The sequence below is a fragment of the Simiduia sp. genome (assembly GCF_058345725.1).
In genome coordinates, this window is sequence record NZ_JBTUOC010000056.1 from 1 (window position 1) to 20,696 (window position 20,696).

Below are 20,696 nucleotides of genomic sequence, written 5' to 3' on the forward strand. Positions count from 1 at the left end.
CCAGCCCGGACGACCCCGGGCTGGCGCGCCAGAGATTACTGGCTGGGGAAGGTAAACTGGGCGCCTTCGCGCACGCCGGACGATGGCCAGCGCTGGGTAATAGTTTTGCGGCGCGTGTAAAAGCGCACTGCGTCTGGCCCGTAGGCGCTTAGGTCGCCAAATAGCGAACGTTTCCAGCCGCCAAAGCTGTGAAAGGCCATGGGCACTGGCAGTGGCACATTAATGCCCACCATACCCACTTGGATGTGGTCGCTAAAGTAGCGAGCAGCTTCGCCATCGCGGGTGAATATGCAAGTGCCATTGCCGTATTCGTGTGCGTTGATGAGCGCCATGGCGGCCTCCATGGTGTCCACCCGCACGACGCACAGCACCGGCCCAAAAATTTCTTCGCGGTAAATTCGCATGCTGGGTGTCACCCGATCAAACAGGCAGGGACCCAAGAAAAAGCCGTGCGGATGGCCTGCGACGCTAAACGAGCGGCCGTCTACCACCAACTGCGCGCCCGCTGTGACGCCGTCGTCGACAAACCGCTTCACCTTTTCTCGGTGCTCTGCGGTAATCAGTGGGCCCATGTCATTACTGTTGTCAGAGCCTGGCCCCGTGCGGATGGCGCCAATGGCGTCTTTTAGGCCCGCAACCAATGTATCCGCAGTTTCATCCCCCACGGCTACCACCACTGAAATTGCCATGCAGCGCTCGCCGCAGGAGCCGTAGGCGGCGCCCGTCAGAGAGCTGATGACATTGTCCATATCGGCGTCGGGCATCACAATGGCGTGATTTTTAGCTCCGCCCAAGGCCTGCACGCGCTTGCCGTGTCGCGTGCCCTCGCGGTAAACGTATTCCGCGATGGGTGTTGAGCCCACAAAACTGACAGCCTGCACCCGATTGTCACCGAGCAGAGTGTCCACGGCCAGTTTATCGCCGTTGACGAGGTTGAGTACGCCCTTGGGCAGGCCGGCAGCGTGAGCGAGTTCCACTATATATTTAACGGCGCTGGGAGCTCGCTCAGAGGGTTTGAGCACCACGCAGTTACCGCATGCGACTGCCATAGGCCACATCCACAGGGGCACCATGGCGGGAAAGTTAAATGGGGTGATGGCCGCGACCACTCCGAGGGGCTGAAATTCGCTCCAGCTGTCGATGGCGGGGCCGGCATTTTTACTGTGTTCACCTTTTAGTAACTCGGGCGCAGCGGTGGCGTATTCCACGTTTTCGATACCGCGCTGCAACTCGCCCATGGCATCGTTCAGCACTTTGCCGTGCTCGTCGGTGATCAGTGAACAGATGGTATCGGCGTGTTCCTCTAGCAGTGCTTTAAATGTGAAAAGAATTCGCGCGCGCTTGAGTGGGGGCGTATTGCGCCAGGCGGGGAAAGCGCGGGCGGCGGCGCCAATGGCCTGTTCGACGGTGCCTTTATCGGCCAACACAACGGCGCGCTCGCTGGCGCCAGTAGCTGGATTAAACACGGCCTGAGTGCGGCCGCCGGTTTCGGTGATTTCACCGTCAATGATGTGTCCTACTAATGTCATGGGTTGTCCTGTGCGTAAAAAGTCGTGGGTTACGGGTGGCTGAGGGCGTCGGCCATTGCGTCAATAAGCGTATCAATTTGCTGTTTTTCCGTGATAAACGGCAGGCCGAGTTGCAGTGTGTCGCCCCCGTAGCGCACATAGAAGCCTTTGTTCCACAGGCGCATGGCAACTTCGTAAGGACGTCGCGCGGGCTCGCCTGGATAGTGGGCCAGACTGATACCGCCGGCAAATCCGAAATTGCGAATGCCGGTGACGTGCGGACGGTCGTGCAACTGGTGCAGCTGCTCTTCAAAATACGGCGCCAGATTGGCGACGCGCTCGGGTAGGCGCTCTTTCTGCAGTAGATCGAGGGCGGCGATGCCGGCGGCGCAGGCCAAAGGATGGGCCGAGTAGGTGTAACCGTGTGGAAATTCCACCTGGTATTCGGGCCCGCCGTTGGCCATAAAGGCGTCGTAGATTTCCCCTGTGGCGATCACCGCGCCCATGGGCACGGCGCCATTGGTTAGCTGTTTGGCAATATTGAGAATATCTGGCGTTACGCCAAATACTTCGGCACCGGTCATGCCTCCGCAGCGGCCAAAGGCCGTAATTACCTCGTCAAAGATCAGCAATATCTTGTGCTGGTTACAGATTTCGCGCAGTCGCTGTAAATAGCCGACGGGCGGGATAATGACCCCCGCCGAGCCGGCAAAGGGCTCGACAATGACCGCGGCGATATTTGATGCGTCGTGTAGGGCGATAATTTCGAGCAACTCATCGGCCAGCTCGGCGCCCTGTGCGGGCATGCCCCTGACAATAGGCTGATCTTTTAACAGAGTGTGTGGAAGGTGGTCGCTACTGAGCAGATCGCCATAAAGGGCCCGGTTAGGGCCTATACCGCCCACACTGATGCCGCCAAAATTCACCCCGTGATAGCCTTTGGCGCGGCCGATTAATCGGGTTTTACTGGATTGCCCCTTCTTGCGCCAGTAGGCCCGCGCCATTTTAAGCGCGGTATCAGCGCTTTCGGAGCCGGAGCCGGTGAAGAATACGTGATTGAGACCGGACGGCATCAACGCAACGATTTTGTTGGCCAGCTCGAAGGAGAGCTCGTGGCCAAACTGAAAGGCGGGGCTGTAATCCAGTGTGCGGGCCTGATGAGCAATAGCCTCGCTGATTTCGGAGCGACAGTGCCCTAGGCCGCAGGTCCACAGCCCGGATAGACCGTCAAAAATTTTGCGGCCATCCACGCTGGTGAAATAGGCGCCTTCGGCACTGGCTATCAAGCGCGGATTTTGATGGAACTCCCGGTTGGCGGTAAATGGCATCCAGTGGGTAGTGGGTGAGGTGAGTTTGTGCATGGCAATCGCGCCTGGCTAGTGAGTAATGGCGCTAATGTAGCGACACTGATATGTTGTATAAATCGCAATATATCCATATTTAGTGTGCAATTTATGAAACAGAAGGCATTGCTTGGCCAGTTGGCGGATACCGACATCCGCCTGCTGCGAGTTTTTAAGGTGGTGGCCGAAAGTGGTGGCGTGTCGGCGGCAGAGCTGGAACTGAATATTGGCCGCTCCACCATCAGTCGGCACTTGAAGGACTTGGAGCTGCGGTTGGGCTTAACTTTGTGTCGTCGCGGGCGCAGCGGCTTTGCACTTACCGCGGAGGGGCGCAGGGTGTATCAATCCGCGCTGCGTACTCTGGGAGCCCTGGAAGACTTTAGAAGCGATGTAAATGACCTAAAGCAGCGGCTTACGGGAACTTTGACACTGGCGCTCTTTGATAAGACCGCCTCCAACCCAGAAAGCCAGCTGCCTAAGGCCATTGCCGACTTTGCGCGCCAGGCACCCGACGTTGCCATTGAAATCTATGTGGAGCCCTTAAATGAAATAGAGCGCGGCGTGATAGAGGGGCGTTTTCACTGCGGCGTCATACCGGCACACCGTACGTCGGCCAGCTTGTCCTATCTGCCCTTATTTAATGAATCAATGCATTTGTACTGTGGCTCAGACCACGCCTTGGCCAAAGCCGGCGATTGGGCCTGCCAACCCGGCGAGCTGTTGGCTTGTCGGTACGCTGGTTTAGGTTATCACTCGCCTAATATGGAGGTGGCGCGGGCACATGGGCTCGCGCGTTCGGCCACGGTGTTTGATCAAGAGGCGATTTTGCACCTACTGCTGAGTGGCGAGTTTATTGGCTACCTGCCCGATCATTACGCCGAGACCTTTGTTGCGCAGGGCAGGCTGTTGCGCCTGCCGCACACGACGTTCGATTACCGGTGTCAGTTTGAAGCCGTTTGGCGGGTATCGCCGAAGCCTTCGCGGGTGTTGGCGCTGTTTCTCGAATGTTTGCAAATCGCACACAGTGGCCCATAAAAAAATCCCGGCGTTTCTGGGGGGAGAGCGCCGGGCCAAGACCATTAGGAGTGAAACATAAAGGATAAAATCCTCGAAACTAGCTATCTACATAGCCACCAATGCCGCGCAATAAGTTGGGGGGGAAGGCAACATCGGTATGCTTAAGTATTGTTCAAACCAGCAGGTTCGCCAGCGGGAAAAGGTGACTTATTAAACAAATTTGGACTAGATGCCTGTGGTGGTCTAATGCATTGGCTATATCTGGTGCGGTGGGACTTTTGTGCGGGCAATGCCGCCCACTGACAGCCGGCCCAGTGGCACTGGTGTCGCTTTGTGGGCGGTTTTTGTTCTATTAACGGGTGACTTTTTCGAGGTTGGCCAGGCACTCGGTCAGGTTCATCGCTGTGCGCGCTCGCAGCACTTCGCGCTGTGGCGCTTGCTTTAGTGCGGCCAGCTCACGCGTGGCCAGGGTGAACTCTTTGCTAATTCTTTCGTAAGCCAGGTTGTGATCTTGCACACTCAATTTGCTGAGCTCTGAGAGCTCGCGGTTAATGGCGTAAATCAGGCTGTAAAATCTGTCCTTACCTTCAATACTCGAGGCCTCCCAATAGGCATCATCCAGACAGGCTAGTAATTCTTCCAATAATTCAATGGCGTCTGAAATGCAGGTTTGGGTCATACAGGGCTCCGGTTGTTTTGGTTAGATCCATAACCAGTATAGAAGCCCCTTTGAGATTTGCTGCCTAGCGCGGCGTGATTGGTCGGATCAGCCCCTCTTGCACAGTGGAGGCCACCAATTGCCCACTCGGATCGTAGAGCAGCCCGCGATTTAGGCCGCGAGCACCGCCCGCCCAGGGGCTGTCGGTGCTGTAAAGCAGCCAGTCATCAATGCGAAATTTGCGGTGAAACCACATGGCGTGATCAATGCTTGCCGGCATCAGTTCGGGCGACATGATGGAGGTTGGGTGTGGCAGCGTGGAGGTAGCCATCAGGCCGATATCACTGGCGTAGGCCAGTGCGGCGCAGTGCAGTAGCGGGTCGTCGGGCAGTTGGGCCAGTGAGCGCATCCAAAATTCGCTGTAGGGTGGCAATTGCTCGTCGGAGTAGTAGATGTCTGGCTTAGCCGAGCGCAGGTCAAAGTACATGGCGTGAACGTCGCCATTGTCGTTGTCGTTATCGGTGGCTTGATCGCGTTTTACGAAGCTGGCCTTGCGGAGCTGGTCGGGAGCTGGCGGCAAGTCCGGGTGCGAAATCTGGTGCTCAAAGCCAGGTTCTTCAATGTGAAAGGAACAGGACATGTTAAATATGGCGCGACCCTTCTGGCGGGCAACCACGCGGCGGGTGGTAAAGCTGCCGCCGTCGCGAATGGGGTCTACGTCGTAAATAACCGGGATATCGCTGACGCCGGCCCGCATGAAGTAGGCGTGCATGGAGTGGGGCATTCTGCCCTCTACGGTGCGCGCTGCTGCCATTAGGGATTGCCCCAGTACCTGGCCACCAAATAAATGCCGTCTGTGGTTCTCTTGATGCTGACGCGAACGGAACAGGTTTAAATCCAGCTGTTCAATATCCAGGATATTCAGTAGGGGGTTCGACATTTTTTTCACAACTTTCCGGAATGGGTTTGGCGAATAGTAAGAATTACGACCAAGCTTAGAAACTTGGAGACTTATGCATTACTATTAGTCACATAGATCAACCGAGAGTGTGAAGCATGGATAAAGCCCGCGAGAAAGTCCAGAAGTTCCGCCAGCGCGAGCAGCGGATTTTAGATGCCGCACTGGCGCTGCTGTTAGAGCACGGTGAAGAGAAAGTCACCGTGGAGCAGATTGCCGAAGCTGTGGATATTGGCAAGGGCACTATCTACAAACATTTTACCTCGAAAGTCGAGATCTATATGCGGCTGCTGTTTGATTATGAGCAGTCGTTAGCAGATCGATTAAAAGACAGTTTTAAGCTGGCAGAGAGCGGCGATTTCGCCGCTACGGCCCGGGTGTATTTTGAGTCTCGCATTGCCGATCCACAGCGCGACCGCCTATTTCAGCGGTTGGAAGAGAAAATCATTTCCCTGAACTTGGCCCCCGAGGCCATCGATAAGCTGCACGCCATCCGCAACTCCACCAAAGATACCCTCAATACCATGTTTGAACGCCGTATAGAGGAGGGGCGGCTCAAGCGAGTGCCACCGTATTTCTACTATGCCGCCTACTGGGCGCTGACGCAGGGCGCGGTCGAACTCTACCATTCGCGTTCGTTTCGACCGCTGGTGGAAGACATTGATGGCCTGATGAGTTTTATCAAAGATATTGGCGTGCATATGGGTAATTTAGACCCCGTTCGCCACCAACAACCGGATGGGACTAAGCGGTTATAGCGCTGCGCTTATCTCTCTAGTCGGCACGGCCTTTGCTCTGATTAGCTTAAAGAATAGCTTTAACCTTTTTGGGGCTGGGCAGTGATGGGAGATGGGTATGGTGACTAAAAGCGGGTGGCTGCGGACAGCGATTATTTTAGCGGGTGTATTGGCTACAGGCTGTACGTTCAATCACGTGGTGAATGATACGCGGTCGGTGCTGTCGGATTTGCAGCTTATTGAGCAGTATCGGCACAGCAGTGGCCGCGATTGGGTGGCGCCGCGCACCAGCAGTTGGTTGGTGGCTGTCTCTCGCGACGGCCCGGATAAGGCCACCGATCAAGCCCTGAGCCGCCAGCTGGCTGCCGCTTTGCGGCAGTCTTTTGCCACAGTTGCGGTGGCCGATGCGCCGTCTACGCCTGTCGATGCCGTACGGTTGGCGCGGCATAATCAAGCGGACTTTATGGTATACCCGCAGCTGATTTTGTCGGGTGATGGCGCTTACAGCGTTTCGGAGTGGGCCGATGCTTCAAAGTCTACTCAAGGGAAGCCCTTTGGCCGGGACAGGGCTGCCATGAAACTGCTGGTGTTCGATGTGCATTCGGGGCAACTGTTGGACACAGTGTCTCTAGAGGCCAAAGAAAGTTGGTTGCCGGGTGTCAATGGCAATTTAGATGGCCTATTCGACACGGCATTCACCCGTTTTGCTCAGAGCTACAGCTACCAGCAGTCCGAATTGCCCCGGTAAACAAGGGGCTTGGCATTTAAAGGGGCGTCAATGTCTGTTGAAAAATTAACCCAACAACTGCAGGGTAATGCCAATAAGGCCCGGCCGCCGGTGCACCTTTGGAATCCACCTGTGTCGGGTGATATCGATATTCGTATCGATCGCGAAGGTATTTGGTACCACGAGGGCGATCCCATTAAACGCGCCTCGTTGGTCGCGCTATTTGCCTCAGTACTGTGGGAGGAAAATGGCGAATATTTTTTAGTCACTCCGGTGGAGAAGTGGCGCATTCAGGTGGATGTTGCGCCCTTGTTTGTGGTGCGCGCGGAGCGAGCTGGCGCAGGTCAAGGTGCGCGCATAGAGTTTTACACCCACACCGGCGATGTTTTTACGCTTGGTCAGGCGCACCCATTAACGGTGTTAGCCGATGTCGATGGGCACCCACAGCCGTTGGTGCGCGTGCGCTACTCTCTCGACGCGCTCATCAATCGCGCCGTTTTTTACGAGCTGGTGTCTTGGTCTGAAACGGCAGCCACTGGCGCCGTGGGGATATGGAGCGATGGCGAGTTTTTTGAATTGGCATCGAGTGTATCTGGCGTATAGCGGCAAAGCTTTGGGGGGCGAAGGGGCAGCCCCTGTGGACACAAAAAAAGGGATTCAAATAATCCCTTTTTTTGTGTGGTGTTAGGCGTTGCGCCAGTGGCTACATGTTGGGGTAGTTGGGGCCACCGGTACCTTCGGGTGCTACCCAGGTAATGTTTTGCGCCGGGTCTTTGATGTCGCAGGTTTTACAGTGCACGCAGTTTTGCGCATTGATCTGAAAGCGCTTATCGCCCTCTGCGGTTTCTACTACTTCATAAACGCCGGCTGGGCAGTAGCGCTGTGCCGGCTCGTCGTACAGTGGCAGGTTTACCTGAATGGGAGTGGCTGCATCTTTCAGCTGCAGATGACAGGGCTGGTCTTCTTCGTGGTTAGTGTTCGATAAAAAGACCGATGAGAGTTTGTCAAAGCTGAGCTTGCCATCGGGTTTTGGGTAGGCGATTTTTGGGCATTCGTTGGCTGGCTTTAACTGTGCGTAATCGGGTTTTGGGTCGGACAGGGTCCACGGCAGCTTGCCGTTAAACAGGTTGATGTCGATAAACGCATAAGCAGAGCCCAGCAGATTGCCCCACTTGTGTTGCGCCGGGCCGAAATTGCGCTGTTGGTGCAACTCCTTCCATGCCCATGACGCCTGGTAAGCATCGGCAAATTCTGTAACGTCGTCGCTGCTACGGCCCTCGGCTAAGGCCTTGGCAACCACTTCCGCTCCCAGCATGCCCGACTTCATGGCGGTGTGAGAGCCCTTGATCTTGGCAAAGTTCAAGGTGCCGGCATTATCGCCCAGCAGCAAGCCGCCGGGGAACGACATTTTGGGTTGTGATTGCAATCCGCCCTTAACGATGGCGCGCGCGCCATAGGCGGTGCGAGTGCCACCATTGAGGTACTGCGCAATCACCGGGTGGTGCTTGTAGCGCTGGAACTCGTCGAAGGGGCTCACGTGCGGATTGCTGTACGACAAGTCTGTGATCAAGCCAACCACAACCTGGTGATCTTCGATGTGGTACAGAAAGCTACCGCCGGCTGAGCCGCTTTCCGACAACGGCCAGCCCGCGGTGTGCACCACCAGCCCCTGCTGGTGCTGCTCCGGTGGTACCGTCCAGATTTCTTTGATGCCGATGCCGTAGTGCTGCGGCTCTTTGCCTTTATCCAGCTCGTATTTGGCGATCAGCTGCTTGCCCAGGTGACCGCGGCAACCTTCGGTAAACAAAGTGTATTTCGCGTGTAATTCCATGCCCGGCATATAGCTGTCTTTTTGTTCGCCGTTCATGCTTACGCCCATATCTCCGGTAGCGATGCCCTTAACGCTGCCATCTTCGCGATAGAGCACTTCGGCGGCGGCAAAGCCCGGGAAAATTTCAACACCCAAAGCTTCGGCTTGCTCGGCGAGCCAGCGGCAGAGGTTGCCCAGGCTGATAATGTAGTTGCCTTCGTTATGCATGGTCTTGGGGACAAACAGGCCGGGAATCTTCTGTGACTTTTCACCATTTTTGAGCAGGTAAATGTCGTCGCGGCTCACCTCGGTGTGTAAGGGCGCGCCTTTCTCTTTCCAGTCGGGGAAGAGTTCATTCAGGGCCGTGGGCTCGAATACCGCACCGGACAGGATGTGGGCACCCACCTCGGAGCCTTTTTCTACCACGCAAACGGTCAGTTCTTCGTTGAGTTGGCGCAGTCGACAGGCAGCGGACAGGCCGGCGGGGCCCGCGCCGACGATCACAACGTCGTACTCCATATATTCTCTTTCCACAATCTTCTCCTCGTTTGCGTAGTGTGTGCTGGCGCTGCAGGGCAGCGGCTGGCTGTTATCTGTGGCGGCCAGAGTATAAGTCAGGCCAGCCGGGTGACCAATGTCGTAAAAGCGCAGTTTTACTGCCCAAATGGCTCTAAACCCTTGGTTTTACTACCCTTTGTTACATGGCTTGGTGCAAAGTGCAGCCCTAGTCTAGGCTATAGGTCGCTCCGGGCTCCTTGCTTTTAGGGGGTAAAAACGTCAGTATAGCGGGGTTCTCAAACGCTTGTTCGAATTTATACCGGATAATCGTGAGACAGTAAACCAGGTGGGCATGTAATCACCCATGCTCTTGTCCTCATCTGAAGAGCGAACGGAATATCCATGAAGATTCTTGTAGCTGTAAAACGCGTTGTTGATTACAACGTCAAAGTACGCGCAAAGGCCGATGGCACGGGGGCGGATATCGCCAACGCCAAGATGTCTATTAACCCTTTTTGTGAAATCGCCGTAGAAGAGGCTGTGCGCCTGAAAGAGAAGGGCGTAGCCACTGAAATTGTGGCGATTTCTATTGGTGCCAAGCAGTCTCAGGAGCAAATCCGTACGGCGCTGGCACTGGGTGCCGACCGCGGTATCCTGGTAGAAACCGATGTTGATTTAGAGCCGCTGGCGGTTGCCAAGTGCTTGAAAGCTATCGTCGAGAAGGAGTCGCCTGATCTGGTGATTCTGGGCAAGCAGTCCATCGATGGCGATAACAACCAAACAGGCCAGATGTTGGCCGCTTTGGCGGGCATGCCACAGGGTACCTTTGCCTCGGAAGTGAATGTGGCCGACGGCAAGGTTAACGTCACCCGCGAAATCGACGGCGGTTTGCAGACAGTTGCCCTGAACCTGCCAGCTATCGTTACCACCGACTTGCGTCTGAACGAGCCGCGCTACGCCTCGTTACCCAATATTATGAAGGCTAAGAAAAAGCCGTTGGAGACAGTGTCGCCCGCTGATTTGGGTGTCGATACCGCTGCGCGGGTAAAACTGCTTAAAGTTGCGCCGCCTGCCGAACGCCAAGCGGGTATTAAAGTCGCAGACGTGGCTGAGCTGGTAGAGAAACTGAAAAACGAGGCGAAGGTGATCTAAATGGCTATTTTAGTAATTGCAGAACACGACAATGCGAGCCTGAAGGGCGCCACTTTGAATACCCTGGCCGCGGCCCAAGCGATTGGGGGCGACATCGACCTCTTGGTTGCTGGAAACGGCTGCGGTGCCGCTGCTGAAGCCGCTGCGAAAGTTGCGGGCGTGGCTAAGGTATTAGTTGCGGACAATGCCGCCTACGCACACGGCTTGGCGGAAAACCTCGGCAACCTAATTGCCGAGCTGGGCAAAGGCTATAGCCATATTCTGGCGCCAGCCACCACCGGAGGCAAAAACGTACTGCCACGGGCTGCGGCGCTGCTGGATGTACAGGCTATTTCCGATATTACCGGTGTAGAAAGTGCAGATACCTTTCAGCGTCCCATTTATGCCGGCAACGTCATCGCCACGGTGCAAAGCACGGATGCCATCAAGGTGATCACCGTGCGCGGCACAGCCTTCGATGCCGTTGCAGCCGAAGGTGGCAGTGCTGCCGTTGAAACCGTGAGTGCTGTACACGACGCGGGATTGTCTGCATTTGTTGGCGAGGAGCTGGCCAAAAGCGATCGCCCAGAATTGACCAGCGCCAAAATTGTTATTTCCGGCGGTCGCGGCATGCAAAATGGCGACAACTTCGAGCTGCTGTACAAGGTGGCCGATAAGCTGGGTGCCGCGGTGGGTGCTTCGCGCGCCGCTGTGGACGCAGGCTTTGTGCCCAACGATATGCAGGTGGGGCAAACGGGTAAAATCGTTGCGCCAGATCTGTACGTGGCGGTGGGTATCTCCGGTGCGATCCAGCACTTGGCCGGTATGAAAGACAGTAAAGTCATTGTGGCGATTAACAAAGACGAAGAAGCCCCTATTTTCCAGGTGGCCGACTACGGCTTGGTGGCCGACTTGTTCGATGCAGTTCCCGAATTGGACAGCAAGCTGTAACAACGGGCTTAGCTCCTTGTAAAAACCGGCCGCTGGCCGGTTTTTTTATGGCCGGTAATTTAGTGCCCCGCGAGGCCAGTGGCGCGTTATAATGGCGGCTTTTTTCCGGGGCAGCCGGAGTTCAACCAAAAGAGGTATGGCGTGTCTCAGCAGACATTTGAAATCGGTCAACGTTGGATCAGTGACACAGAGGCGGAATTGGGGCTGGGCTTGGTGCTAGAGGTGGAAGACCGGTTGGTAACACTCAGCTTTCCCGCCGCCGGCGAGCGCCGTACCTATTCCATGAACAATGCGCCGATCAGTCGCGTGCGTTACCAGCGGGGCGACTCGGTGCGCTCGGCCGAAGGCTTACGGCTCAAGGTAATCGACATCATCGACGACGAGGGGCTGCTTATTTACAAGGGCCTGGATGGCGATGGTAAAGAGCGGTTACTGGAAGAAATTGATTTAGATTCTTTTGTGCAGTTTTCAGCACCCATGGACCGATTATTTTCTGGGCAGGTTGATTCGCTAAAGCGCTTTAATTTGCGCCTGGAAACGCTGGAGTATGTTCGCCAACAGCAGTCCTCGTCCACCTATGGACTGCTGGGCCCACGCGTACAATTGCTACCGCACCAGCTCTACATCGCACACGAGGTAGGCAACCGCTATGCGCCCCGCGTGCTTTTAGCCGACGAAGTGGGGTTGGGTAAAACCATTGAGGCGGGCTTGGTGGTCCATCAGCAATTGATCAACGGCCGCGCTAACCGCGTATTGATTTTAGTGCCAGATTCGCTGGTGCACCAATGGCTGGTGGAAATGCTGCGTCGTTTTAATTTGCAGTTCAGTTTGTTTACCGAGGATCGGTTGCGCGATTTAAGTGCATCGCTGGACGATGAAGAGTACGACGTCCAAGAGTCGGTGATCAATCCCTTTGAAACTGCACAGCTGGTTATTTGTCCGCTGTCGGTATTTGTCGAAAATGCCGATCGCTTGCAGCAAGCACTCGACGTATCTTGGGATTTACTGTTGGTCGACGAGGCGCACCACCTCAAGTGGGCGGAAGGTGACGTCAGTCCAGAATATCGAGCGGTAGAGGCCCTGGCTGCCAATGCGCTGGGCTTACTACTGCTAACAGCAACTCCAGAGCAGTTGGGTGTGGAAAGCCATTTTGCGCGTTTGCGTTTGTTAGACCCGGACCGGTTCTACGATTTAGCTGCTTTTAAAGCCGAGGAGGCAGGGTACGGCGACGTCAACCAGTTGGTTCAGCGCTTGCTCCCTATAGACGCTGTTGCTTGCGAGCCTGTTGCAGAGGATTTGCTGCCAAAGCTTGCAGATTTTGTCGATGCAACACTCGTGAAGGCGCTAGAGAACGCAGATACAGTTGACGTTCGCCGCCAAGTGTTGCAGCAAATAATTAACCAGTTGTTGGATCGTCATGGCACCGGCCGGGTGCTGTTTAGAAATACCCGGCAGGGTGTTGAGGGTTTTCCTCGTCGCGAAGTTTTCCCTGTGCCTTTGGTGCTAGCCGATGCACAAGATGCAAACAGTTTGTATCCCGAGCAAGGTTTACGTGCACGCTTAGGCGACGCCTGGCCGGAGTTGGACGCTCGTGTAGCTTGGCTCATCGATTGGTTGCGCGCACACAGACAGGAGAAAGTGTTGGTGATTTGTGCCAGTGCCGAAACGGCTCTGGATCTTGAAGCGCACCTGCGGCTGTGCGAGGGCTTTGCGGTCAGCGCTTTTCACGAGGGGTTATCGCTAGTGGCGCGAGACCGAGCGGCCGCCTATTTTGCCGATGCAGAGGAGGGTGCGCAGGCGCTGATATGCTCTGAGATTGGCAGCGAGGGTCGCAATTTTCAGTTTGCCAGTCACCTGATTATGTTTGACCTGCCGGCACATCCGGACCTGCTGGAGCAGCGTATCGGACGACTCGACCGCATAGGCCAGCGCAACGACGTGCGTATTTGGGTGCCGTATTTTACCGGCAGCCCGCAGGAAAAACTGTTTGAGTGGTATCACCAGGGGCTAAATGCCTTTGAGGCCGTGTGCCACGTGGGCGCTGCAGTCTACGATCAACAGCATACGCGCATTGAGGCCGCATTGGCCGGTGTTACCGACAATTGGGCTCAGCTCGTTGCCGAAGCCAACGAGAAAACCCTGGCGCTAAAAGCAGTGCTGGAATCGGGGCGCAATCGACTTTTAGAGCTCAACTCTTGCCGCGAAGATGTGGCCGACGAAATCATTGAGTCTTTGTTTGAACAGGAAAATCGCGGTGCTCTGGAAGATTATATGAGCCAGGTGTTTGACGCCTACGGTGTGGATCAAGAACCACATTCATCGGTGAGTCAGGTGTTGCACCCCAGCGATCACATGCAGTGCGCACATTTCCCCGCGTTACCGGCGGACGGCGTTACCGTCACCTATCAGCGCGAAATGGCGTTGGCGCGCGAAGACATACAGTACCTAACGTGGGAGCACCCGATGGTGACGGGTGCCATGGATATGGTGCTAAGCGGTGGTTTTGGCAATACCTCGGTGGCGACCATCAAGCTGGGGCCCATCAAGCCGGGCACCCTGATGTTAGAGGCCGTGTTTTTACTGAACGTGGCGGCGCCCAATGCGCTGCAGCTGTTCCGCTATCTCCCAGTTACGCCGCTAAGGGTTTTGGTCGATATTAACGGTCGGGATTTGAGCGACGTATTAACAGCAGAGAAGTTGCAGCCGCTGCTGCAAAAATTGCCGCGCAATACCGCGCAGCAGGTGGCGAAACAGGCGCGCGACCCCATTGCCGAGCTGGTTAAAAAAGCTCAGCTTGCCGTGGCACCCAGGCAGGAGGCCTTACTGGCCCAGGCACAGCAGGACATTGCCCAGAAATTGGGCGAAGAGATCAGTCGCTTGACGGCGTTGGCCAAAGTGAATCCGGCGATTCGTCCGCTCGAAATTGAAAGAATGCAGCAGGATCAACAATTGTTGGCAGAGTATCTGTCGCAAGCTGCATTGAAATTGGACGCCTTGCGCGTCATTTTAGCTACTTGAGGTAACTATGTACGTATTTTCTGTTACGGCAAAGGCCGTAAAGGCACGCGAAGGTGTCGCTGTGGGCCAGCAGGTGCCATTCATTGTCTATATTAATTTTCTCGATCTGTTTGGCGCAGAAAATTTGTGCAAAATTTACCTGATGCGGGCGGGCTTTAGTGAGGCAGTAATAGAAAATCGAAAAAAGTTGCCCCAATCTACGACCACTGATGCTCGGATTTTACGGGCCGATAAGGCGCTGAAAGACGCAGTTGAGGCGGGTTATCATATCCAAATGTTCGACGAGGTGTAGCCTTGGCGCGCCAGAGTTTACAAGCGCGCTCCAGTGACGAGCACCTGGCAGCCCAGGTGTTTCGCTGGTCATTTTTGGGGCCTCGTTACTGGCTGTTATGGCTGTGGTTTTTGATTTTATGGTTGATCACTCGGCTGCCACAGCGAGCGGTGCGCGGGCTGGGGCATGGATTGGGGCGGCTGTTATTTTACCTGGTGCCCAGTCGCCGTCGCATCGTATTGCAGAATCTTGCGCTGTGTTTTCCCGAGTGGCATGACAGTCGCCGCAGAGCTGTGGCTAAGGCGCACTTTGCCAGCGCTGGACTGACCTTGTTTGAGAGTGGGTGGGTTTGGTGGTCTGACCCGCAGCGATTTACGCCACACTTTACCTTTGAAGGCGCCGAACTGCTGGCGAACTTGGAGGGCAAGCCCGTCCTGTTTTTTGGTTTGCACAATACCTGTGTGGAGATAGTGTACGCCTTTTTAAGTTTACACCGTCCATTTAACGTATTGTTTCGCGTTAACAATAATCACCTGTGGGAATTTATGGCGACGCGTTCGCGCAAGCGTTACCAGGTGCGCCTCATACCGCGCAAACAAGTGTCAGAATTTTTAAGCAGGATGCAGCAGGGGCAGGCGGGTCTGCTCGCGGCAGACCAGGACTTAGGTGCAAAGCGAAGTCTGTTTGTGCCATTTTTTGGTGTGTCAGCAGCGACGGTAACCAGTGTGCACGATTTTGCGCGCCAAACGGGTGCCGCTGTGGTCTTTGCCGAGGCGTTTCGAACCGCAACGGGTTACAGTTTGCGATTACACGCGTTGGAAAACTTCCCATCCGAGGATGCAGCAGCGGACACCCGGCGTATGAATGCGATGATAGAGGCGGCCGTTCGCGATCATCCAGAGCAATATCTCTGGCTGCACAAGCGATTTAAAACGCGCCCGGAGGGCGAGCCCGGATTATATAAAAAAGCCGCCAGAAAATAGTGGCTTTTGTAGGCGTGGCGAGCCGCATGCACCAATAAAAAAGCCCGCAACGAATTTGTGCGGGCTTTTTTAAGCGAGGTGTGAATTAATCGCGCGGTGCTTTCGGCTTTGCCTTGCGCGGTTTGCGGGCAGGTTTGTCGCCCAGTCGCACGGGCTTGTCGCTATTGTGCGAGCGCTTTTTTGGGCGCTCGTAGTTGCCTGCACCATTGGCGTCCAGACTAATATTGATTGGCTGGCTACGAATGAATACCTTGCGTAAATGCGACAGTGTTTCTTTGGGCATGCCAGTCGGCAATTCCACGGTGCTGTGGTCGCCCTGAAGGCGAATGTTGCCAATGTGGCGGCTGTCTATGCCGGCCTCATTGGCAATGGCGCCCACGATATCACCCGGTTTAACGCCGTGGTCGCGGCCAACTTCCAGGCGGTAGGTGTCCATGGGGATGTCGTCGCGCTTGGGGCCGCGTTCGCGTTTTTCGCGGCGTTCGCCACGGTCTGCTCGGTCGCCGCGATCTCCGCGATCGTTGCGGCGACTGCGATCAGTGTCCTGGCCGGCCACTACATCGGCCAATTTCACCTGTAGTGGTCGCTCTTTCTGGCACAGATAGGCAAGGGCGGAGGCAATTTCTTCGGCCGACACATCGTGTGTTTGACTGAACTCGGCCAGCAGCTCGTAGAAAAAATCCAGATTATCGCGTTGCTCTGTCAGTGTCGTCGTCAGTAATTGATTGAATTGATCAATGCGCTGTTTGGTGACTGCGTCGCCAGTGGGCAAGTCCATGCGCTCAATGCGTTGGTTGGTAGCCTTTTCAATGGCGTACAGCAAGCGCTTTTCGCGCGGTGCCACAAACAAAATGGCTTTGCCGCTGCGACCAGCACGGCCGGTGCGGCCGATGCGGTGTACGTAGGCTTCACTGTCGTAGGGTATGTCGTAGTTCATTACATGGCTGACGCGTTCCACATCGATGCCGCGCGCGGCCACATCGGTGGCAACCAAAATATCGAGTTTATTTTGTTTGAGTCGCTCGATGGTACGCTCGCGCAGTGCCTGGTTCATGTCGCCGTTAATGGCAGAGGCAGAAAATCCGCGGGCTTCGAGTTTTTCCGCCAATTCAACAGTGGCGGTTTTAGTGCGCACGAAAATAATCATGGCGTCGAAGTCTTCCACTTCGAGAATACGTGTCAGAGCGTCCATCTTATTTGTGCCACTGACCATCCAGTAGCGCTGCTCAATGTTAGAGCCGGTGCTGCTCTCGGGCGAAATTTTCACTTCGGCAGGCGAATCTAAATAGCGATCTGCCACTTTTTTAATGGGCGGTGGCATAGTGGCCGAGAAGAGCGCGGTTTGGCGCTCGGCGGGCGTGTGTTCCAAAATCCACTCGACATCGTCAATAAAGCCCATGCGCAACATTTCATCTGCTTCATCGAGCACAATGGCGTTTAGCGTATTAATTTGCAGGCTGCCGCGACGCAGGTGGTCCATTACCCGACCCGGCGTTCCAACTACCACTTGGGCGCCGCGCTGTAACTGTCGCAACTGCGCCCGCATATCTTGACCGCCGTATATGGGCAGGACGTGAAAGCCACGCATGTGGGTGGCATAGCGCTGGAAGGCTTCGGCTACCTGAATCGCCAGCTCGCGCGTCGGTGTTAGCACCAGTACCTGTGTGCTGTTGTTAGCAATGTCGATTCGTGTCAGTAGCGGTAGTGCGAAGGCGGCGGTTTTACCGGTGCCTGTTTGCGCAACACCTAGTATGTCGCGTCCGTCTAAAAGGTGGGGGATGGCTTGTGCTTGAATGGGTGAAGGTTGTTCGTAACCTAGCTCGGCAACTGCTTTCAATACGGCAGGCGCCAGCGCCAGATCGGCAAAACTGGTGGGCAAAGACATGGATTATCTCGGTAGAATGATGGCCTACCGCTATTTCCCGCGCGGTTGCCAAATTTAAAAGGGGCAGCATTGTACAAAAAACCGCCCGCTATAGCGAGTAATTCTTTACCCTTTCTACTGGCTGGATTACTGTTCGCTTTTACCGAGGCGCAATAGGGACTTATGAGCGATATCAAATACCTCTCCACCACCGCGCTGGCTAAGCGCTTGGGCAAAGAGGCCAAGGAATTGTTTGTGCTGTTGGCGCGCGCCCATTGGATGGTGAAAGTGGATGAGCGTTGGCAGCTGACCGAAAAAGGCAAGTTTGAGGGTGGGATTTATTTGCACCACCCCAAGTTTGGTGACTATGTGGCTTGGCCCGAGTCGGTTGTCAGTCACGGTATTTGGGAGGATCTGCCCGAAGCGCCTCTGACCGTCAGCCAGTTGGGGCAAAAATTTAAGTTGCCGGCACGGCTGCTAAATTTGGTGCTGGCTGATTTGGGTTGGCAGATGCGGGGCGTGCGGGGCTGGGTACTAACGGAGGTAGGCAGAGCGCTGGGTGGTCAGCAGCACCGGGCGGAGGAATCCGCTGTGCCCTATGTTACGTGGCCGGAGCGCTTGTTGGAGGAGACGGCGTTAAACGGGGTGCTGGCGCGCCTGCAAGGGGGGCAAAGCCTGGATGGTAGGGATTATGAGTCGCCTGCCGCTGCCAGGGTGGGCAATTGGCTGTATTTGCAGGGGTTGAGCTTTGCCTGCAATCGCCAGGTGGCGGCGGCCCCCTTGCCGGTTAGCTTCTACCTGCCTCAGCAACACATATACCTTCAGTTGTGGGCTGAGCCTAAGGGCAGTAGTGACATCAAGGCAAAATTGGCCCAGCAGGCCTGGTTGAAAAATCACAAGTATCTGGAGCTGGAGCCAGAAACTGCGGGTGACTTACAGTGGCTAGATAAGCAGTGTGCCGCTGGTTTGTTGTTACTTGGGGTCGCCACCTATTGAGTCGGATACTTGCGGACGTGTGCGCCAGGGCCAGGTTAGGGCGTGGCTTAGCGCTTGCTAGGCCAAAATGCGCGTAAATAGCAAATTTTTGGGTGATATATACGTTTTTATCCTAAAAAGAGGGGCTTGTAGGGCTTTTGCTTTCTTGTACCATAGTCTATATTGGGCAGGGTAAGGCGGCGTAAGTGTTGGCAAATGCGATGAATTCGTGTATTTGCCGCAATTGCAGGTAAAATAGACGATGTGTCCACGCAATCACCTGCGTGTCGTATAGGTACTAAGGCATAAGGAAATGACCCTTTTGATTCCCCACAACAAGCACGTTGGGCTGCTCTCCGAAGCCGAGTCTGCTTGCTTCGACATCGCCCGGCGCTATCATCGGCGACGGTTGTTTGCCGAGCTTGTGGATATTCAAGCTATGCTCTGGCCGCGCAACCTTGAGCGACTCTCCTGGTCTAGCGATGGTTCTCGGTTTTTGGTGCAATGCCTGGTATTAGTAGTCTACCTTCCGGTCAATTTCCTGATTCAGCTTTTAAAATCTCTACAGAATCTGTTGTTTTTTCCTTTCAGATTGGTGGCGAGCTTTGTCACCCCGTCCGCGCTGCATGCGCCGGGCGAGAAAAATCTGGTGGGCTTGTATAACGCTTTTTTCCCTTTCTTAAAGCTTTCGCCCGACGATGCAGTAAGCTGTATCGATGAGTGGGTGCCGGTGCTCTATGGCGCAAGTAAAGCGAAAACGCACCGTTTAGCACGCTATGTGGACGACGAACGAATCAAACAGATGAAAGTCGCCAAGCAGAGTGGTGTGATGGCGGCGTCCTTCCGGTCCTATCGCGCCATTGCCCGCGAGCGCCTGTCGAAAGATCTAGGCCACTACACGGGCAACCGCTGCGACCAATAGGTCGCTAAGGACGGGTGTCCACTACGTCGTATGGGCTCCTATTGATCAATGGCGTTACCATCTCCATGGCTTCTTGGTAGATTTTTTTCACATCAGGATATAACCCCACGGCCATGCGTCGCGACAGCATGGTCATTGGAAATAGGCAATGCTCTGTGTTCTCAACACACAGGGCTCGGCTTCGTCCCGCTTCGTCCTTGTAGGTTACCCACTGCATGCCTGTTTGGTTGGCGATGACATTGCCCAGTACAAGGCCCAAGGCCTGTTGTGTTTGGGTGTCACTCCTGTCGACCAGATTGCGGCTGACTACGCGCTGTAGAACCTCCAAGTCGTTCAAAGTGCCGTGAATCTGGGCGCCCATCTCGGAGCGTACCAGCTCATCCACGCTTGCCAATTGGGCCGACATATATTGCTTGTCGGTCCAGCTGAGATCGGAAATACTCACCGACGACTGATCGGCCTGTGCCGCCATTGAAATAAGTAAAAGCCCAAACGCCAATGCCCTTGACCCCGAAATTTGCGGCATAATAACCCCCTTTTCTTACGCTCTGGCGCTAGCTTACCCTGTGCGGCGGCGCCTGTGAATGTTCTTTTATCCAAGGTTGCAACGACACACATATGGCCATAAACGCACTTTCTTTACACCGTTTTCACGTCGCTGATGACACCACATCGCTCAGTGCTTCAGATCAGGGGTTGACTGTGAATGGCCTGGCGCAAGACTTGGGCCAGGAACTTAAGCTGGCCTTTATTGGCAAGGCCGGTAAGCAATTTGGCCAGTTTGACCGCGACATTGGCAGCTGCCCGTTATCGGGTTGGATCGCTGATTACCTGGAAAGTAAGCAAAGTTTTCACAAGGTGACGGAGCGTTTTGCGCAGCACTTACAGCTGGCCTTTGCGCAAACCGATGCCCTCTATGACGGCTACCTACTCATGTTGCATGAAACCTTGGCCGATGAGGACAGTATCTATATTTACCTGGTGCAGCACGAAGGTGGCATTTTTATCGACAATGCTATGCAGCTAGCGAGTTCGAAAAATATTGATGTGCGGGGATTGCGCGCAGGGTTGAAGCTGGCGCTGAATGAGTGGCAAGCCGCTGAGCCCGAGCCCTACCTGGCACTGTTGCGCGCCCGAGGTGACAAGGCGCTGGCAGAGGCCTTTGAGCAAGCGGTGGGCTTTTCCGATCCTGTGGATCACGCGGCGCAGACCTCGGCGTTTTTACAGCTGGTGGTGCGCTACTCGGCGAATCTGCAGGAAGAGCAAGCGGCCGTTTGTTAAAATAAAATCGCAGAGTTTTTTTTTGTGCAAGACAAAAAAGGTAA

General features: G+C 55.1%; 19 protein-coding genes. 12 read left to right on the plus strand and 7 right to left on the minus strand.

What is annotated here, in order from left to right; all coding sequences use genetic code 11:
* Nucleotides 1–35: 35 nt before the first annotated feature.
* Together ACW8F6_RS12855 and aptA are read right to left on the minus strand one after the other, a co-directional pair.
* Nucleotides 36–1,529, minus strand: a complete 1,494-nt coding sequence (locus ACW8F6_RS12855) for a CoA-acylating methylmalonate-semialdehyde dehydrogenase (RefSeq protein WP_491576275.1) — start codon at nt 1,527–1,529, stop codon at nt 36–38.
* Between the two features lie 29 nt (nt 1,530–1,558).
* On the minus strand, nt 1,559–2,869 hold the full coding sequence (gene aptA, locus ACW8F6_RS12860; protein ID WP_491576276.1) for an omega-aminotransferase AptA: 1,311 nt from the start codon (nt 2,867–2,869) through the stop codon (nt 1,559–1,561).
* Nucleotides 2,870–2,962: 93 nt separating this feature from the next.
* On the opposite strand from aptA, the gene ACW8F6_RS12865 reads away from it, so the two are divergent.
* Nucleotides 2,963–3,886, plus strand: coding sequence for a LysR family transcriptional regulator (locus ACW8F6_RS12865; RefSeq protein ID WP_491576277.1), 924 nt, complete (start codon nt 2,963–2,965; stop codon nt 3,884–3,886).
* A 334-nt stretch (nt 3,887–4,220) separates the two neighbouring features.
* Here ACW8F6_RS12865 and ACW8F6_RS12870 read toward each other — a convergent pair whose 3' ends face one another.
* Nucleotides 4,221–4,547, minus strand: a complete 327-nt coding sequence (locus ACW8F6_RS12870; protein WP_491576278.1) for a hypothetical protein — start codon at nt 4,545–4,547, stop codon at nt 4,221–4,223.
* Nucleotides 4,548–4,611: 64 nt separating this feature from the next.
* Nucleotides 4,612–5,466: an acyl-CoA thioesterase gene (locus ACW8F6_RS12875; protein WP_491576292.1), complete on the minus strand. Its 855-nt coding sequence runs from the start codon at nt 5,464–5,466 to the stop codon at nt 4,612–4,614.
* 116 nt (nt 5,467–5,582) lie between these two features.
* Here ACW8F6_RS12875 and ACW8F6_RS12880 point away from each other — a divergent pair, with 116 nt between their 5' ends.
* The 3 genes from ACW8F6_RS12880 (at nt 5,583) to ACW8F6_RS12890 (ending at nt 7,551) form a co-directional block, all read left to right on the plus strand.
* Nucleotides 5,583–6,242: a TetR/AcrR family transcriptional regulator gene (locus tag ACW8F6_RS12880; RefSeq protein WP_491576279.1), complete on the plus strand. Its 660-nt coding sequence runs from the start codon at nt 5,583–5,585 to the stop codon at nt 6,240–6,242.
* Nucleotides 6,243–6,339: 97 nt separating this feature from the next.
* Entirely contained in the window at nt 6,340–6,969 is a 630-nt protein-coding gene (locus ACW8F6_RS12885) for a DUF4823 domain-containing protein (RefSeq protein WP_491576280.1), read from the plus strand.
* A 30-nt stretch (nt 6,970–6,999) separates the two neighbouring features.
* Nucleotides 7,000–7,551 (plus strand): DUF1285 domain-containing protein, encoded by a 552-nt coding sequence (locus tag ACW8F6_RS12890; protein ID WP_491576281.1) that lies wholly within the window; start codon nt 7,000–7,002, stop codon nt 7,549–7,551.
* 100 nt (nt 7,552–7,651) lie between these two features.
* On the opposite strand, the gene ACW8F6_RS12895 is transcribed toward ACW8F6_RS12890, so the two are convergent.
* Nucleotides 7,652–9,277 carry an electron transfer flavoprotein-ubiquinone oxidoreductase gene (locus ACW8F6_RS12895; RefSeq protein WP_491576293.1) on the minus strand — a complete coding sequence of 542 codons (1,626 nt, stop codon included), beginning with the start codon at nt 9,275–9,277 and terminating at the stop codon, nt 7,652–7,654.
* Nucleotides 9,278–9,658: 381 nt separating this feature from the next.
* Between ACW8F6_RS12895 and ACW8F6_RS12900 the strand changes: the two genes are divergently transcribed.
* From ACW8F6_RS12900 to ACW8F6_RS12920, 5 genes are all read left to right on the plus strand, one after another.
* A complete protein-coding gene (locus ACW8F6_RS12900) occupies nt 9,659–10,408 on the plus strand; it encodes an electron transfer flavoprotein subunit beta/FixA family protein (RefSeq protein ID WP_491576282.1) in 750 nt (249 codons plus the stop codon).
* Nucleotides 10,409–11,338: an FAD-binding protein gene (locus tag ACW8F6_RS12905; protein ID WP_491576283.1), complete on the plus strand. Its 930-nt coding sequence runs from the start codon at nt 10,409–10,411 to the stop codon at nt 11,336–11,338.
* Nucleotides 11,339–11,479: 141 nt separating this feature from the next.
* Nucleotides 11,480–14,356, plus strand: coding sequence for an RNA polymerase-associated protein RapA (gene rapA, locus ACW8F6_RS12910; protein ID WP_491576284.1), 2,877 nt, complete (start codon nt 11,480–11,482; stop codon nt 14,354–14,356).
* A 7-nt stretch (nt 14,357–14,363) separates the two neighbouring features.
* Nucleotides 14,364–14,648 carry a hypothetical protein gene (locus ACW8F6_RS12915; protein WP_491576285.1) on the plus strand — a complete coding sequence of 95 codons (285 nt, stop codon included), beginning with the start codon at nt 14,364–14,366 and terminating at the stop codon, nt 14,646–14,648.
* A gap of 2 nt (nt 14,649–14,650) precedes the next feature.
* Nucleotides 14,651–15,610 carry a lysophospholipid acyltransferase family protein gene (locus tag ACW8F6_RS12920; RefSeq protein WP_491576286.1) on the plus strand — a complete coding sequence of 320 codons (960 nt, stop codon included), beginning with the start codon at nt 14,651–14,653 and terminating at the stop codon, nt 15,608–15,610.
* Between the two features lie 85 nt (nt 15,611–15,695).
* Here ACW8F6_RS12920 and ACW8F6_RS12925 read toward each other — a convergent pair whose 3' ends face one another.
* Nucleotides 15,696–17,495 (minus strand): DEAD/DEAH box helicase, encoded by a 1,800-nt coding sequence (locus ACW8F6_RS12925; RefSeq protein ID WP_491576287.1) that lies wholly within the window; start codon nt 17,493–17,495, stop codon nt 15,696–15,698.
* A 162-nt stretch (nt 17,496–17,657) separates the two neighbouring features.
* On the opposite strand from ACW8F6_RS12925, the gene ACW8F6_RS12930 reads away from it, so the two are divergent.
* Together ACW8F6_RS12930 and ACW8F6_RS12935 are read left to right on the plus strand one after the other, a co-directional pair.
* The gene (locus tag ACW8F6_RS12930) at nt 17,658–18,470 is read left to right on the plus strand and encodes a 4-alpha-glucanotransferase (RefSeq protein WP_491576288.1); all 813 of its coding nucleotides are present in this window, start codon (nt 17,658–17,660) and stop codon (nt 18,468–18,470) included.
* A 292-nt stretch (nt 18,471–18,762) separates the two neighbouring features.
* Entirely contained in the window at nt 18,763–19,371 is a 609-nt protein-coding gene (locus tag ACW8F6_RS12935) for a hypothetical protein (RefSeq protein ID WP_491576289.1), read from the plus strand.
* Between the two features lie 4 nt (nt 19,372–19,375).
* Here the strand turns inward: ACW8F6_RS12935 and ACW8F6_RS12940 are convergent, their stop codons facing one another.
* The gene (locus ACW8F6_RS12940) at nt 19,376–19,897 is read right to left on the minus strand and encodes a DUF3806 domain-containing protein (RefSeq protein WP_491576290.1); all 522 of its coding nucleotides are present in this window, start codon (nt 19,895–19,897) and stop codon (nt 19,376–19,378) included.
* A 92-nt stretch (nt 19,898–19,989) separates the two neighbouring features.
* On the opposite strand from ACW8F6_RS12940, the gene ACW8F6_RS12945 reads away from it, so the two are divergent.
* Nucleotides 19,990–20,652, plus strand: coding sequence for a nucleoid-associated protein (locus tag ACW8F6_RS12945; RefSeq protein ID WP_491576291.1), 663 nt, complete (start codon nt 19,990–19,992; stop codon nt 20,650–20,652).
* Nucleotides 20,653–20,696: the final 44 nt, after the last annotated feature.